Here is a 16,419-nt window from a genome sequence, read left to right on the forward strand (position 1 = left end):
GAACTATGGAAACAATAACATTCAAAATAGACGGAAGAAATTGTACTGCGGAAAAAGGCCAAAACCTCATTGAAGCAGCCAAACAAAACGGAATATTTATTCCAACCTTATGCCATTTTAAACACTTAAATCCTTTGGGGAGCTGTAGGGTTTGCACGGTAAAAAATAACGGACATACCATTGCTGGCTGTATTGTTAAGGTTGCTGAAGGAATGAATATTGAAGTAAACACGCCTGAATTATTAGACGCCAGAAAAGCAATTTTGGAAATGATGTTTGTTGAAGGAAACCACTTCTGCCCTTCTTGTGAAAAAAGTGGCGATTGCGATATGCAAAATTTAGCTTATGAAACAGGTATTCGCTACACTCGTTTTCCACATTTATTTGTAGATCGAATTGTTGATGCTCATCCAAAACGCATAGCTGTTAATCAAAACAGATGCATTAAATGCCAGCGCTGTATTGAAGAAGTTAATACAAATGATGGCTATAAAGTATTTCAATTAACAGAAAAAGGAAACAAAACACAAGTTTCGATTGATTATGAGCAAGAAGCCAAACTTTCAGCAGCAGAAGCTGAACACGCCATGCATATTTGCCCTACAGGCTCCATTTTAGTAAAAGGCAAAACTTTTAGCAAGCCTTTTGGAGACAGAGCTTTTGATTATAAATTAGGAAGAAAAGATATTTCCTTAAACGATATTAAAAAACATACTACTACAAAAGGCTCTAAAAAACGCATTGCAACCACATCATTAGCCGGTTGTTTTGGCTGCCATATGTCGTTATTAGATATTGATTTAGGTCTTTTAGATGTTATTGAACTGGTTGACATCCACAAATCTCCTTTAACCGATATTAAAAAATTTACGGAACGTTGTGACATTGGTTTAATTGAAGGTGGTTGCTGTAATACCGATAATGTTGAAGTGCTACGTGAATTCAGAAAAAATTGTGACATTCTTATCTCAGTTGGTGAATGTGCTATTTGGGGTGGTTTACCTGCAATGAGAAATACCGTTCCACTTGAAGCCTGTTTAAGTGAAGCCTATTTAAATTCTATGACCAGTGAAGAAGGTGAAACGATTATTCCCAATCACGAGGACATTCCGAAAATATTAAATAACGTATATGCAAATCACGATGTAGTAAAAATTGATTACCACATCCCTGGTTGCCCTCCAAATGCGAATCATATTTGGAATGTGGTAAAACATATATTGTTTGAAGAAGAATATACGATTGCCTACTCTGAATTTAAATATGATTAACTGAAAAAAAATGAAACCATGAATAAAAGAAAAATAACTATAGAACCTATTACACGTGTTGAAGGACACGGTAAAGTAACCATTAAATTAGATGAAAACGGTAAAGTTGAAGATGCTTTTTTACATATTGTAGAATTTAGAGGTTTCGAAAAATTTATTCAAGGACATCCGTATTGGGAAGCGCCTGTTTTAGTGCAACGTTTGTGTGGTATTTGCCCTGTAAGTCATCATTTAGCAGCAGCAAAAGCTATTGATCAATTGGTAGGTGTTGATCCTGAAAACTTATCGCCAACAGCTACAAAATTGCGAAGGTTATTACATTACGGACAAGTTTTTCAATCGCATTCGCTACACTTTTTCTACTTGGCTTCACCTGATATTTTATTCGGAATAAATGCGCCTGCGGAAAAAAGAAATATTGTAGCGGTGGCTGCTCACAATAAAGAACTCGCTAAAAAAGGCATCTTAATGCGAAAATTTGGTCAAGAAATTATCAAGGCATTGGCAGGGAAAAAGATTCACGGAATTGTAGCAGTTCCCGGTGGTGTGTATAAAACTTTTACTAAAGAAGAACGTGCATATTTTTTAGATGGAAAACAAATTCCGAATGTTGATACTATGATTGAATGGTCTAAAGAAATCATCGATTTTATTAAAAATTATCATACAGAAAATGCGGAATGGATTGATAATTTTGCTTCCTACCCTTCCAATCATTTAGGTTTAGTTGATCGCGAAACTGGAGCCTTAGAATTGTATGATGGAAGATTGCGATCTGTAAATTCCGAAGGAAAAGAATTGCTAAATATTGAAGATATTGACTACCGAGACCATTTTAAAGAAGCTGTAGCACCTTGGTCTTATTTAAAATTTCCATATATGACAAAATATGGAAGAGAAGAAGGTTGGAATCGAGTTGGTCCTTTAGCTAGAATGAATACATGTTCACATATTACAACTCCCTTGGCTGAAATTGAACGTTTAATTTTTAAAGGTTATACCAATAACCAACCTAACAATATGACCATGCACACGCATTGGGCACGCTTGATTGAAATGCTACATTGTGCTGAATTGATGAAAGAATTATTATTAGATGAAGAAATAATGGGAAGCGACTTAGTGAGAGAAGGAACGCCAAGAAATAAAGGAATTGGAATTATTGAAGCGCCAAGAGGCACCCTAATTCACGAATACCATACCGATGATAAAGGTTTAATTACAAAATGTAATTTAATTGTTTCAACCACACATAACAATGAAGCTATGAACCGTGGTGTACGTGCAGTTGCTAGTCAAATTTTAAGCGAGAAACCCGAAATAACAGAGCCTATGTTAAATCAGGTTGAGATAGCCATTAGAGCTTATGACCCTTGTTTAAGTTGCGCAACGCATGCTTTAGGGCAAATGCCTTTAATTGTTCAGTTAGAAGACAACCAAGGAAACTTAATTGATGAAAAAATTAGATAACACCCTAATTATTGGGATTGGAAATAACACACGCCAAGACGATGGACTAGGTTGGTATTTTTTAGATAGTTTGGAAAAGGATGACTTTAATCCTGAAAATTTACTCTACAAATACCAATTAATGGTTGAAGATGCCGAAATTATTTCAGCATATGAAACTGTTATTTTTGTTGATGCTTCTAAGGAACATTCAGCAAACGGATTTAAAATTGAACGGATTTTCCCTTCAGAACAAGTCGCTTTTTCAACACATGCAGTACCTCCAAATCAAATTTTAAATTTATGTGCAACCATTTATCATAAAAAGCCAAAAGCATACGTAATTAAAATTGATGGCTATGAGTGGGATTATAAAATTGAACTCTCTAAAGAAGCGGAAACAAATTTAAATAACGCCATAAAAAGTTTCACCCAAGTACTTTTACCTAGAATTATAGCCAAAAAATAGTTTTAAAAAAATTTTATTACTCTCCAAAAGCTGTTAAAACCAGCTTGCGTGAACCTCCATAATCTCTGTGTTCACAAACATAAATACCCTGCCAGGTTCCTAAATTTAAGCACCCCTTGGTAATTGGAATAGTTACTGAATTTCCTAATAAGGATGTTTTAATGTGTGCTGGCATATCATCAGGACCTTCATAAGTATGCAAATAATAAGGTGCATTTTCAGGAACCATTTTATTGAAATGACTTTCAAAATCGGTTCTAACCGTTGGATCTGCATTTTCATTGATGGTTAAACTTGCTGAAGAATGTTTAATAAAAACCTGTAGTTGTCCAATTTGAATATTTTTCAACTCAGAAAACTGACTCATTAATTCTTCTGTAATTAAATGAAAACCTCTTTTTAATGGTCGTAATTGAATTTCTTTTTGATAAAATTTCATAAGCAATATTTTAAAATGGTTTAGATGTTCAACTTTAAGGATATAATCAAACTTATTTAACATCTTTTGTTTTTTTACACAGTCTAAATGACATATGACAGATAACAGTCTTGTTCTTTACCCTTTTTACTTCTCTTGGTTTAGATCAAATTTAATACTTCTATAAACATAAACCCCCATATACAAACATAAGATGACAGTAGTAAATGTCACCCTGAGCCTGTCGAAGGGTCTCATGATTTGGAATACAATCATAAGATGCTGAAATCGAAGATTCACGAACACAGTATTAAAAAATAAAAAAGAATGGTGAGTAAATAAATTCAGCATGACGAAATATAACTCCCCTCTTGAGAGGGGTTAGGGGTGTGTATACTTTCTTAAAAATATACTTTTTTTAACGAACAACTACACTAACCAACCAAACCGTCATTCCCGACCTGATCGGGAATCTCATGATACGGAGAAGAAAGTAAATAGTCTTCGACAAGCTCAAACTGATAACACGCAACGTCACCCTGAACTTGTTTCATGGTCTCACATAATCTTGAATACAATGATGAGATTGCCACGTCGCGTACTCCTCACAATGACAGTAGTAAATGTCACCCTGAGCCTGTCTAAGGGTCTCATGATTTGGAATACAATCATAAGATGCTGAAATCGAAGATTCACGAACACAGTATTAAAAAATAAAAAAGAATGGTGAGTAAATAAATTCAGCATGACGAAATATAACTCCCCTCTTGAGAGGGGTTAGGGGTGTGTACATTTTTTTTTAACGAATAATTACACTAACCAACCAAACCGTCATTCCTCACCTGATGCGGAATCTCATGATATGAAAAGTAATGATGAGATTGCCACGTCGCTATCGCTTCTCGCAATGACAGCAATAAATGTCACCCTGAACTTGTTTCAGGGTCTCATAATTTGGAATACAATCATAAGATGCTGAAATCGAAGATTCACGAACACAGTATTAAAAAATAAAAAAGAATGGTGAGTAAATAAATTCAGCATGACGAAATTTATCTCCCCTCTTGAGAGGGGTTAGGGGTGTGTATACTTTCTTAAAAATATACTTTTTTTAACGAACAACTACACTAACCAACCAAACCGTCATTCCCGACCTGATCGGGAATCTCATGATACGGAGAAGAAAGTAAATAGTCTTCGACAAGCTCAAACTGATAACACGCAACGTCACCCTGAACTTGTTTCATGGTCTCACATAATCTGGAATACAATGATGAGATTGCCACGTCGCGCACTCCTCACAATGACAGGAATGGAGATGCTGAAATAAATTCAGCATGACGAAATATAACTCCCCTCTTGAGAGGGGTTAGGGGTGTGTACATTTTTTTTTAACGAATAATTACACTAACCAACCAAACCGTCATTCCGCACCTGATGCGGAATCTCATGATACGAAGAAGAAAGTAAATAGTCTTCGACAAGCTCAAACTGATAACACGCAACGTCACCCTGAGCCTGTCGAAGGGTCTCATAATTTGTAAAGAAAAGCAAAAAGTCTTCGACAGGCTCAGACTGACATCGATAGCAATGGAAAGCTGTTAGGTTTAATTGCAATTTTAAGTTCCTCTAAAAAATAAAACTGTACTAATCGTTTTCATCACAATTTTAAAATCTAACAATAAGTTACGTTCTTTAATATAATACAAATCGAACCATAACTTTTCTTGTTGATCTTCAACAGAACTTGCATACGGATGCATGACCTGTGCCCAACCAGTTAAACCTGGCTGAATTACATGCCGTAAGGCATAATACGGGATTTCCTGTTCTAATTGTGAAACAAATTCTGGGCGTTCAGGTCTTGGACCTATCAAACTCATTTCACCTTTTAAAACATTAACAAACTGAGGCATTTCATCGATCCTCGTTTTTCTTAAAATTCTTCCAAAAGGTGTAATTCGCACATCTCCTTTTTTAGACCATACTACTCCGTCTTTTTCAGCATTAGAAACCATGGTTCTAAACTTTACAATTTTAAATTCCTTCCCTCGTTTTCCAACCCTATTCTGTACATAAAATAACCTTCCCCTATTCCCAATTAAATTCAATACAAAAACAAATGGAACTATGGCTACAAAAACCAAAATACCAATAATACCAAAAAGAATATCTAAAATTCTTCTGAAAGCTAAATACAAATTATTTTGATGGCTTTTACTAAATGAAAAGTAATTGTAAAAGTTAGCAATTAACTGATTCTCAGAAATCTTAAAGGTCTCATCCTCTAAAAATGCATCTACACTACGTATGCTCATTCCTTTTTCAAACAACATTATTAATTGTGTATTGATATTTTTAGCATTGTGGTCGTTAATTGTTGAACAAATTAAAATTTCTTTGATTCCTAAATCTATAACCAACTCCTCAATATTTGTGGTTTCAATAGGTGCAAATTGCAATTCACTACACTTTTCAGATGCTTTATTTGAAATATACCCTACAAACCGATTGCTTTGTTGCAAATCAACTTTAGCTAAAAACGATTCAACCGATGCTACATCACCAATTAACAATATATTTTTTAAAAACCGTGGCGAAAATATAAATTGAATATAGATCAATCTATTTAAAAGTACAGCTAAAAAAACAGTTAATAAAAAGTAAACTAATTGCAATCTGTTCTGTGGTAAAATTGGCGTAATTTTAGGTGTAAGCACAAAAAATAAGGCGGTAAAAACAACAGTAACTACCAAACTTCGCAATGTTAAATAACGATCGCTAGCCGTTCTTAGTTGAAATAATTCAAACACTTCCCCAAAAAAGTAATAGTATATAAAAAGTACAGTAAACCAAGTATATAACGCAGGACTTTTAAAATTGAAATATGAAAAATCAAATACCGTATTCAATAAAAATAAACCAAAAAATATAAATACCACATCTAAAGTTCGTAAATATATTTTACGTTCTGAAATACTAAAATGTATAGATTTTGGGGGCATTTAAGAATGTAAATTAAATATTCAAAGTTATGTATTTAATATAAATTAATAAGTATTTTCATAAAACTTATTAAATATATCTTATTTATGTTTTTTTACTAATTAGCATACTTCAATAAACCATTCTTCATCCACAAAATAAAATAGTAAGCCGATTTAACAACTGATAAATGCTCGACATTTCTATAAAATGCCCATTGATGCTTTAACAAATTCATTTTATTTCTAGAATGAGAGTTCTCTCTAATTCTATAAATTGCTAATGGCTTTGGATAACCTATCGCATAATCTATGTTTTTTAAATAATTCAACCACAATCCCATGTCCTGACGGTATAAAACATTTGGCATATATAACTTACCTAATTTTTCTATATTTATAAATGCTGTTAAACAACTTATAGAGTTTGTTTTTAAGATGTCTGAATAAGTAACTCTAGTTGGTACGATAAAATCTTTAAATTTAGGTTTTAAAGATTCATCATATCTATGATACGAGGCAAAAACAAAACCTTCTGATTTTTTTACAAAATTTAAAGAAATTTCTAAAAACTCGGGTAACCATAAATCATCTGAATCTATAAATGTTAAAAATGCTCCTTTAGCTTTATGAATGCCTAAATTTCTACATTTAGCAGGTCCTTGATTTATATTAGCTTTAATTAAATTAATTCTAACATCTGACTTACAATATTTCTCTATAATTTGAATTGATCTATCTTTTGAACAATCATCTACAATAAGCAACTCCCAATGTACATAGGTTTGATTTAATACGCTTTCAATAGTTTCTGAAATATATTTTTCACAGTTATAATTAGGTGTTACAATAGATACTAACGGCTGCTTCATTTAGTTGATTGTTGAAATAAAACTTTTTAACTTTTTGTTGTTTGAAACTATGCGTTGTCCATCTTTAATAACATAATTTAGATCTTGGTAAAAATAACGCTTAATTTCTTCTTCCAATAATTTTAATATGGTTGAAGATAGGCTTTGTTCAATTATAAACACCAATTCACCTTTCTTTTCCTGTTGAACTTGATAGGTTAACTTCACTCCTTTTTCAGCTAAATTTTTAAATATATAATAAAAATACAAACTCGGATAGGTTTCTGAAAGTCCGTACACCAAACCACCTATTCTACCAGTAACCTCTTCTAAAATTGAATGCTGCATTCCGCATTTGCATGTGGTTTCTTTGGGTGCTAGCTTTATATAATCACCCAATTTATAACGAATAATTGGAAAGGCATGCATTTGTAAATTGGTTACAATAATCTCATCCTCAATTTCTTCTACTAGAACACCTTCCATATTCAGGTGCATATTTCCTGCAGGACATTCAAAAGCAATAATGCCTGTTTCTGCAGCACCATATTCACTAATCACTTTTTGACCAAAAGCTTTTTGAATCGCTAATTGGTAGGCTTCCTGAATTTTTTCTGAAGTGCCTTTCACCATTTTTAACTGAACAGACAATTGATGCTTATTCATATAGTTGGCTACTTCATAAACCATAGAAGCATAACCATGTACATAGCTAGAATTCTGCAATTTAGCTATAAACGATTTTAGTTCGTTACTTTCATAACTAAACAATCGAAATCTATTCTGTAGGTGATCTAGAAACTGTGTTTTCAACTTTGAAAATCCCCTAAAATTAAAGCCCCAAAAATAACCATTACGCTCCCAAGGTTGTACATTGTACCAAGAATAGCCTCTAAAAATTGAAGCTCTGTTGAACGAATCTGCAGGTTCTTCTCTGTTGAATTTTAAGGATTGCCCCGAAGTACCAGAAGTACTGCATTGAAATGTTTTACCAAAATTTAAATTTGTATGTATGGCTGTAGTATTAGCAATCAACTCCTCTTTTGAAATAACAGGTAATTTATGCAAATCGTTCAACGATGTAATATCCTGAGGTTTGAAGCCAACAGCATCAAAACGCTTTTTGTAATACACTGAATGTTGATAAGCAAGCTTCACCAATTTTTGAAGTTGTTGTAACTGATACGCTTCTAATTCTTCAATAGAGAAGTGTTCAGATTTCTTTAAAAAGTTGAACCATTCCTTCAATGATGGGTTTCTTAATCGCTGCCCTATTTTGAATCGTATTTTCGCCCACATTATGTTAACAATTGAATCCATTGTTCTTTCACTTTAGTTACATCAAAGTCCTCCACCATAGTACGTGCATTTTGAGAAATTTCAATAGCTTTCTTAGGCTGTTGAAGTAATATTCCTATTTTAAATGCCATAGCTGCTGCATCACCAGCAGCTACCAAACATCCTGTTATATCTTCTTGAATTAAATAAGGCAATCCACCAACATTTGTAGAAACCACCGGCAACCCTAAAGCCATTGCTTCTAAAACACTCACAGGTGTATTATCAATCGTAGTTGTATTCATAAAAATAGCATAATTTTTGGATTTTTCAATCCATTCTTCTTTTGAAAGATAGCCTGTAAATTCAATTGAATTCAGCAATCCTTTTTCTTCAGCAAATTGTATCACTTTTTCCAACGAACCATCTTTGTCTGCTCCCACCATACACAATGTTGCATTGGGATAAGTTGTCTTTAAAATCTCCAATACTTCTATCGCCATTGTAGGATTGTAAATCGCATCAAAAGCACGCACCCATAATAAGTTTGGTGCTAAAACAGTACGCTGCTTGAATGGATAATTTTTCAATTCAATAGCATTTGGAATAAACTGCGTTTTAAAACCTTTTTGTTGAAATTCAACTTGTAAATAATTAGATGGTGCTATTGTTACCAGCGAATGTTTAAAAATAAAACTACATAGTTTCGGGTTTGTTTTCAAGCGTTCAGGTAAATTTCCACCGTGTAAAATTGGAATATAAGAGATTGAGAATAGACGTGCTAATTGAGAAATGACCAATGCATAATAAAAATTAACCGTACTATAGGTATCTATCAATACATAGTTTGCATTTGTATTTGTGATTACTCCCCAACACATATGCAATAACCTCAACAGTTTATACTGTTGATTTGAATAAATTTTAACTTGAAAACCACTACTCATTAATAACTTACTCAACAAATCTAGGGTTGTTGGGTTTGCTGATGTTAAGTGGTTTCCTATGTACACTATTTTTTTCAATATATGTTATCCTACGTTATCGGTTTCCTCAGAACTATTAAAATTAATATGTATCAAACTCAATCCATAAATAAATGCCGGAAAAGCAATCCGCATCGCTGAATGGTTGATGGTTAAAAACCAAAAGAGCAAAAATGCACTTAAAAATGCCCTTGCTAAATAAGGCTGACTTAAGATATGACTCGCAGGAATTGCTATTAATATGATTAAAATAATCAAACCTATCATTCCGTGTTCACTTAACAATCTACTGACTTCATTATGAGATGCTGCTACTACTCCTTCCTCTTCCATTCTATCATATTTAGAACCTCCAACTCCTATCCCAAAAAATGGGTTTTCATAAAAATTATCCAATTCACTCTTAAAAAGATCTATTCTCCCTGTACTTATATCTTTCTTTGTAGTCCCAGCTGCATTTTTATTGGTATATCTATTTACCAACATTCCACCAGTAGCATCGGCAGTATATACCACCAAAGCCATACTAAATAAAGTTACTAAACCTGCATATTTAACGAGTTGTTTTACTTTATCTTTTCGAGCCATGATGAAATAAAATATAAAAGCTGTCAATGCAATAATTGCTGTTAACATCCCTCCTCTCGATAAGGTAATTAACCCCCTATAGGACAAATACATAAACAGTAGTACATCTATTGCTAAAATCGAAAAAACCCGTTTTTTAAAAAACAATAAAACTGCTAAAATAAACATGCCCAACCCTAAAATGGTTGATACCTGGTTGGGGCCATAGCCACCTGAAGCAGCAAAATTAGCACCTCCTCCAAAAGATATTTGTCGTACATCTGGTGTTTTAAAATACAACAAACTCAACATAGAAATTATAGGTAACAACATCACAAACAACATGTCCAAGAGTGTATCAAATGAAATTTCCCGTTTGTAAAAATAAATCGCACACAACCCTAACAAAACAGGGCCACTTAAGTTAAATGCCACTGCTTTTCGAATGGATTCATCATACGGAATGTCTACAAATGCAATACCAATCAATAACAGTAAAATATATACTAAATAACTTACGGATACATGATGCCGTTTTCGTTCAATATATAAACCGATGGCTAAAAATAACAAGATGGAATATTTGGGCAATTCGTAAAACAACATACCTCCCGACATGCGAAACAATACCTCTGCACTCACCATATAAGCACTCCATAAAATAGCTTGATTTTCACTATTTTCAGATTTCACAATATTTCTGATGGCAATCGCAACAATTATGAGCGAATACACCTTACTAATGAAACCAGATAGCAATAGTATCCCTAAACCTAAATGAAATAAGGCAAGTACCAATTGTATGTTTGTATTTTTAGTTTGCATCACAGTAAATACCTATCAATTGTTGTGTGTACGCTTCTTTTGAATAATGTACTTTGATATGTTCATACAACTCTGTACCAAATATGTTTCTTTTAGATTCATCTTTAATAAGTACTTCTAAAGCTTCCGCAACTACAAATTCATTTTCTTTTATAACTACCAATCCATTTTGCTCATTAAAAATTACTTTTCCGCATTCTCCCACATTAGTTGTTACTACTGGTAATTGCATCAATCCATATTCTAACAATGCCACTGGTAAGCCTTCCGACGAAGATGCTAACACTCCTATAGTAGCTTGTGCTAATACATTTGAGGTATCTGAGCAGCTTCCATACAAAAATACATGATTTACCAAACCATGCTCTTTTATATACGCTTTTATTTTTTCTGAATAGGCATCTAAAAAATCCATCCCTACTAAATGCAAGGTCCAATCGCTACGCACCTTTTGTACTATACAAAAAGCTTTTAATAAATTCAAATGATCTTTCTGCGGACGTAAATTTGCCAAACAAACAATTCGCTTTCCTTCATCTCCTTTTAATTCTGTTTGCTTTATTTCTTGTGGGTTGAAGTTTGCAAAATTCTGAAGATAAACGTTCTTTGCTACTTTTAAATAGTGCTGATTCCATTCGAGTAATAAGGTATTGACAGAAATGGTCGCATTGAAAAAACGAGAAATCCATACCAAAGGAAATTTTGGTCTTGGATCTAAAGCTTCACTCATTCCAAAATGATCGTGCCAAATCAACCGCAGTTTAGGATTCAATAACTTCATGATAAACCCCAAAAAATAAGACGATGAGTGCGCATGAATAATCGTTATTTGATGTTGTTTGATATAGATTCGCAATTGACGTATCGCTTTAAAATCAATTGTCCTTTTTTTATTCAAAAACAAATAACCAACATTCGCAGCTATCTTTAACTTTAAATCACCCTCCAATCGTGTAGCACATATATGCGATTGCATACCTTCTTCTGCCAGTGCATTGGCAATGTTTACTGCCATCATTTCAGCACCTCCTGGTGTTAATGAATCTATGAGTTGTATGATCTTAAGGTGTTGTTTCATATATTAATCCCCTCTTGAGAGGGGCTAGGGGTGTGTTTAGAATTATTATTAAATTATAAAAATTCCCCAACTATTTCTTACCAATTATTAAAAATGCTCCCAAAACATTTTCTTAACGCTCTGTCATGCATTTCTCCAGCGCGCCTCCTGGTATCAGCGCACCAACTCGCCCATAGCTACCGCTATGTCGTACTAAAAATGTTCACTGAACATTTTCTTTACGCTCTGTCATGCATTTCTCCATCGCGCCATCTGGCCCTATCACTAAAAATGTTCACTGAACATTTTCTTCACGCTCTGTCATGCATTTCTCCATCGCGCCATCTGGACCTATCGCTAAAAATGTTCACTGAACATTTTCTTTACGCTCTGTCCCCTCTTGAGAGGGGTTAGGGGTGTGTTTTTCAAATTCAAAAATATAAAATTCTATTGCTTTAATTACATTTTCAATTGTTTTAAATACTTCCTCATCTTTAAACCTTAATATTGTTACACCTAACTCATTTAACCTTGCTTCCTTTCTGACATCTTTTTCAAATACCTCTACCAATTCATGAGAGTATCCATCAAGTTCAATCCCTAACAATAATTCTGGGCTATAAAAATCTAAAATATAATGATCAATTGGCTTTTGTCTACAAAATTTATAACCGTAGAGCTGTTTGTTTTTCAACTTATTCCATAATACTATTTCAGATTTTGTTGCATTGTTTCTTAGTTCTTTGGCTAATCCTTTTAATTTAGGGTTGTACCAAATTATTTTTCTTTTCATTTTAATTGCATTTTTACTAATGTTACCTATTCTTGGCAACATTTAATCTATAAATCTAATGATTTTAATATTTATAAATATATAACAGATTAAATACACACCCCTAATCCTATCTAGAGGGGAATTACTCATTTGAAAACTGAAATAGACTATGAACAGATCAAATACACACCCCTAACCCCTCTCTAGAGGGGAATTACTCATTTGAAAGCTAAAATAAACTAACAACAAATCAAATACACACCCCTAGCCCCTCTCAAGAGGGGAATTACTGATTTGAAAACTTAAATAGATTAACAACAAATCAAATACACACCCTAACCCCTCTCTAAAGGGGAATGAAATAGTTTCCCTATCTCCTCTTCAAACTTTTCCAATGTATATTGCCTAGACCAATCCATTGCTTTTTGTGCCTGCTCTTTATAGATCGACGGATTTTGTAAATAGGTTTCGATTGCTGAAATAATTTCATTTGAATTTGCATTTACAATACTGCCTCGTTTTCCAAAATCCAACATAGACGGTATACACGATACGTTACTTGTAATGGGTAAGCAGCCCCAAAACATAGCTTCAGCCACCACCTTTGGCCATCCTTCAGATTTCGAAATAAATACTAAAAAATGTGCTTGTTGATAGGCTTTCTTCACTATTTCTTTTGAAGTATTTCCAAGTAAAAAAACAACATCCTTTAAGTCATTAACTAATATATAATTTTCGACATTAATCCGCTCAACGCCGTCTCCATACATATCCAATTGTACAGAGTACCCGTTTTTCTTTAGTTGATGCACTACTTGGACACTTAATAAGGGTTGCTTTCCTGGGGTGAATCCACCTACGTAGATGAATTTTAGATTTGTTGATTGAGACCCTTCGACAGGCTCAGGGTGACATTCAGCACTGTCATTGCGAGGAGCCTTTCGACTACGCTCAAGACAGGTTGGCGACGTGGCAATCTCATCATTGCCTTCCACATCATAAGATTCCGCATCAGGTGCGGAATGACGTTCCGTGTTGTCATTGCGAGGAGTGTGCGACGTGGCAATCTCATTATTACCTTCCACATCATGAGATTCCCGATCAGGTCGGGAATGACGGTTGGCGGAGAAAGGCTGAGGGTGACGTTCCGATTCGTCATGCTGAACTTGATTCAGCATCTCATCATTGCTTTTCATATCGTGAGACCCTTCGACAGGCTCAGGGTGACATTCAGTATTGTCAGTCTGAGCTTGTCGAAGACTTTTTACACTCTTCTCTATATCATAAGATTCCGCATCAGGTGCGGAATGACGCTCTGTGTTGTCATTGCGAGGAGTGTGCGACGTGGCAATCTCATCATTGGTTTCCAAATCATGAGATTCCGCATCAAGTGCGGAATGACGGTTGGCTGAGAAAGGCTCAGGGTGACATTTTGTATCGTCATTGCAAGAAGTAAGCGACGTGGTAATCTGATCCTTTGAAAAGATAGCTTCACTGCGTTCGCTATGACGTTCTAATAATTCCTTCTCAGAATAACTAGCCGTAAAAAACGGCATGATATTGCTACTTTGTTTAGACCATTCACCATATACCAGTACTTTGCAATTTCTGGTTAAAAAAGTATTGCTCACCATCCATTTTTGCAATTTATAACTATAGGGTTGCTTGCTTTTCGGATCCCAATTACCTGCATATTTTACCGTTTTGGGTTTGTGAGGAAATAATACCTGTACAAAACATCCCAACAAGCCTATATTACCAGGGCAACGCAGGTGAATATGATCTGCCCATTGCATGGCTTTGTATATTTGATATATTATGAAAGGGATTTTAAAAATAGCTTTTACTGCATTTTTTAATGAGGTAATATCTATTGACTGTATTTTAGTGAGGTGGATTGTTTTTGTTTCGTCATGCTGAACTTGGTTTAGTAGCTCATCATTACTTTTCATATCGTGAGATTCCGCATCAGGTGCGGAATGACGTTCCGTGTTGTCATTGCGAGGAGTGTGCGACGTGGCAATCTCATCATTGAATTCCATAGCGTGAGACCCTTCGACAGGCTCAGGGTGACATTCAGCGCTGTCAGTCTGAGCTTGTCGAAGACTTTTTACATTCCTTTTCAAATCATGAGATTCCGCATCAAGTGCGGAATGACGTTCCGTTACGTCATGCTGAACTTGATTCAGCATCTCATCATTGCTTTTCAAATCATGAGACCCTTCGACAGGCTCAGGGTGACATCCTGTTTCGTCATGCTGAACTTGATTACTCACCAATCTTTTTTTAATGCTGTGTTCGTGAATCTTCGATTTCAGCATCTCATCATTGACTTCCAAATGATGAGATGCCCGATCAAGTCGGGAATGACGGTTGTATTTAGATTCAATAGAGGTCAATTCTTTCTTCGAAAAGGGAGCTACAATCTTCACCTCATCTACATATTTCAACCATAAATTCATTTCTTTTACATAAGGTTCGTAAGCAAAGAGTTCTTGCTCATGAATTTTATGTTCGGCATGCGTAATGATGGTGAATTTCATTGTTTCAGAATTACTTATTGAGTCAAAAATAAAACTAAATAGCAATATACAATCATGTTTTAAGCTTTTATCCCTAAACTAATTGAAGTTTTTTGCTTTTTGTAACTGCTATACGCTTTCACGCTTTTGCCACTACTCATATACAAGTTTACCCGCTTTTGCCCCAACCCTAAAGGGTGAGCGGAAAAACTACAATATTAAATTCTTGCTTTGATTTTGTAAACTAATAAGTTAAATCAAGGATATTTTCACGCTTTTTGCTCCAACCCTAAAGGGTGAGCGGGTAAACTACATTATTCAACAGAATAAGGTAACTGTAAAAACTACCATATTTAATTCAAATCATTAGCTTGAAAAACAGACTCCCTTTAGGGCTGGGGAAAACTATTTTTCAATACAATTTTCGAGAATGTTTTCACGCTTTTTGCCCCACCCCTAAAGGGTGAGCGTGAAAACTATTTTTCAATTTCATTCCTAATTTGATTTATGACTGATAGGATGTCATTTTCAACTTCTTTGTTTTTAAATCTTATCACTTTCAATCCGTTAAATTCTAGGAAATTGGTTCTTTCTTTATCTTTTATTATTTGCTCTTGTTTATCGTGGTATTCTCCATCAACTTCAATGACTAAATTATATTTGTGTATATAAAAATCGACAATATAAATTCCTATAGGATGTTGTCTTCTAATTTTACAACCTAATAATCTTTTGTCTTTCAACTTATTCCATAATAATGTTTCAGAATTCGTCATATCTTCCCTCAAGATTTGGGCTTTTTTGAAAGTTCCACTGTTTGCTCCCTTCCACATGCTATCATCTAATTGAATTTTACTTATTTTCATATGTAATCTTTTTCTTATGATATAAAGTTACCGTGTTTTTTTTCTTTTTGCAACTGCTATACGCTTTCACGCTTTTGCCCCAACCCTAAAGGGTGAGTGGG

General features: G+C 34.3%; 13 protein-coding genes and 1 pseudogene. 3 read left to right on the forward strand and 11 right to left on the reverse strand.

The features are described 5' to 3' along the window. The first annotated feature begins 5 nt into the window (after positions 1-5). From CHB67_RS15865 to CHB67_RS15875, 3 genes are read left to right on the forward strand one after another with little or no spacing between them, the layout of a single operon-like run. Positions 6-1,271, forward strand: a complete 1,266-nt coding sequence (locus CHB67_RS15865) for an NADH-quinone oxidoreductase subunit B family protein (RefSeq protein WP_089382780.1) — start codon at positions 6-8, stop codon at positions 1,269-1,271. A gap of 18 nt (positions 1,272-1,289) precedes the next feature. After that, complete coding sequence (locus tag CHB67_RS15870) at positions 1,290-2,741, forward strand: Ni/Fe hydrogenase subunit alpha (protein ID WP_089382781.1); 1,452 nt, start codon at positions 1,290-1,292, stop codon at positions 2,739-2,741. After that, on the forward strand, positions 2,725-3,189 hold the full coding sequence (locus CHB67_RS15875) for a hydrogenase maturation protease (protein WP_089382782.1): 465 nt from the start codon (positions 2,725-2,727) through the stop codon (positions 3,187-3,189). The genes CHB67_RS15870 and CHB67_RS15875 overlap by 17 nt, the downstream gene beginning before the upstream one ends. A 16-nt stretch (positions 3,190-3,205) precedes the next feature. Here the strand turns inward: CHB67_RS15875 and CHB67_RS15880 are convergent, their stop codons facing one another. From CHB67_RS15880 to CHB67_RS15925, 11 genes and pseudogenes are all read right to left on the reverse strand, one after another. Next, entirely contained in the window at positions 3,206-3,628 is a 423-nt protein-coding gene (locus tag CHB67_RS15880; protein ID WP_089382783.1) for a secondary thiamine-phosphate synthase enzyme YjbQ, read from the reverse strand. A 1,598-nt stretch (positions 3,629-5,226) separates the two neighbouring features. Further along, a complete protein-coding gene (locus CHB67_RS15885) occupies positions 5,227-6,612 on the reverse strand; it encodes an exopolysaccharide biosynthesis polyprenyl glycosylphosphotransferase (protein WP_089382784.1) in 1,386 nt (461 codons plus the stop codon). Between the two features lie 98 nt (positions 6,613-6,710). After that, a complete protein-coding gene (locus CHB67_RS15890; protein WP_089382785.1) occupies positions 6,711-7,463 on the reverse strand; it encodes a glycosyltransferase family 2 protein in 753 nt (250 codons plus the stop codon). Further along, positions 7,464-8,762, reverse strand: a complete 1,299-nt coding sequence (locus CHB67_RS15895) for a phenylacetate--CoA ligase family protein (protein WP_089382786.1) — start codon at positions 8,760-8,762, stop codon at positions 7,464-7,466. Then, positions 8,741-9,733, reverse strand: coding sequence for a glycosyltransferase family 4 protein (locus tag CHB67_RS15900; protein ID WP_245813586.1), 993 nt, complete (start codon positions 9,731-9,733; stop codon positions 8,741-8,743). Before CHB67_RS15900 ends, CHB67_RS15895 begins: the two co-directional genes overlap by 22 nt. Before the next feature lie 18 nt (positions 9,734-9,751). Next, on the reverse strand, positions 9,752-11,098 hold the full coding sequence (locus tag CHB67_RS15905; RefSeq protein ID WP_089382788.1) for an O-antigen ligase family protein: 1,347 nt from the start codon (positions 11,096-11,098) through the stop codon (positions 9,752-9,754). After that, a complete protein-coding gene (locus CHB67_RS15910) occupies positions 11,088-12,176 on the reverse strand; it encodes a glycosyltransferase (protein ID WP_089382789.1) in 1,089 nt (362 codons plus the stop codon). The genes CHB67_RS15905 and CHB67_RS15910 overlap by 11 nt, the downstream gene beginning before the upstream one ends. Before the next feature lie 346 nt (positions 12,177-12,522). Next, positions 12,523-12,948, reverse strand: coding sequence for an endonuclease domain-containing protein (locus tag CHB67_RS15915; RefSeq protein WP_089382845.1), 426 nt, complete (start codon positions 12,946-12,948; stop codon positions 12,523-12,525). 317 nt (positions 12,949-13,265) lie between these two features. After that, entirely contained in the window at positions 13,266-14,126 is an 861-nt protein-coding gene (locus CHB67_RS17370) for a glycosyltransferase (RefSeq protein WP_317045705.1), read from the reverse strand. A gap of 324 nt (positions 14,127-14,450) precedes the next feature. Continuing rightward, positions 14,451-14,756: pseudogene (locus CHB67_RS17375) on the reverse strand (glycosyltransferase family 1 protein); the annotation flags it as partial. 1,172 nt (positions 14,757-15,928) lie between these two features. After that, a complete protein-coding gene (locus tag CHB67_RS15925; protein ID WP_245813587.1) occupies positions 15,929-16,318 on the reverse strand; it encodes an endonuclease domain-containing protein in 390 nt (129 codons plus the stop codon). Between the last annotated feature and the right edge of the window lie 101 nt (positions 16,319-16,419).

It is taken from the genome of Lutibacter agarilyticus (genome assembly GCF_900188235.1).
GTDB classification, from domain to species: domain Bacteria; phylum Bacteroidota; class Bacteroidia; order Flavobacteriales; family Flavobacteriaceae; genus Lutibacter; species Lutibacter agarilyticus.

What these genes read in the sequence shown, in the direction of transcription:
- CHB67_RS15865 (WP_089382780.1), top strand. Translation starts at nt 6, where the DNA reads ATGGAAACAATAACATTCAAAATAGACGGAAGAAATTGTACTGCGGAA.
- CHB67_RS15880 (WP_089382783.1), bottom strand. Translation starts at nt 3,628, where the DNA reads ATGAAATTTTATCAAAAAGAAATTCAATTACGACCATTAAAAAGAGGT.
- CHB67_RS15870 (WP_089382781.1), top strand. Translation starts at nt 1,290, where the DNA reads ATGAATAAAAGAAAAATAACTATAGAACCTATTACACGTGTTGAAGGA.
- CHB67_RS17370 (WP_317045705.1), bottom strand. Translation starts at nt 14,126, where the DNA reads ATGAAAAGCAATGATGAGATGCTGAATCAAGTTCAGCATGACGAATCG.
- CHB67_RS15895 (WP_089382786.1), bottom strand. Translation starts at nt 8,762, where the DNA reads ATGGATTCAATTGTTAACATAATGTGGGCGAAAATACGATTCAAAATA.
- CHB67_RS15910 (WP_089382789.1), bottom strand. Translation starts at nt 12,176, where the DNA reads ATGAAACAACACCTTAAGATCATACAACTCATAGATTCATTAACACCA.
- CHB67_RS15925 (WP_245813587.1), bottom strand. Translation starts at nt 16,318, where the DNA reads ATGAAAATAAGTAAAATTCAATTAGATGATAGCATGTGGAAGGGAGCA.
- CHB67_RS15915 (WP_089382845.1), bottom strand. Translation starts at nt 12,948, where the DNA reads ATGAAAAGAAAAATAATTTGGTACAACCCTAAATTAAAAGGATTAGCC.
- CHB67_RS15890 (WP_089382785.1), bottom strand. Translation starts at nt 7,463, where the DNA reads ATGAAGCAGCCGTTAGTATCTATTGTAACACCTAATTATAACTGTGAA.
- CHB67_RS15885 (WP_089382784.1), bottom strand. Translation starts at nt 6,612, where the DNA reads ATGCCCCCAAAATCTATACATTTTAGTATTTCAGAACGTAAAATATAT.
- CHB67_RS15905 (WP_089382788.1), bottom strand. Translation starts at nt 11,098, where the DNA reads ATGCAAACTAAAAATACAAACATACAATTGGTACTTGCCTTATTTCAT.
- CHB67_RS15875 (WP_089382782.1), top strand. Translation starts at nt 2,725, where the DNA reads ATGAAAAAATTAGATAACACCCTAATTATTGGGATTGGAAATAACACA.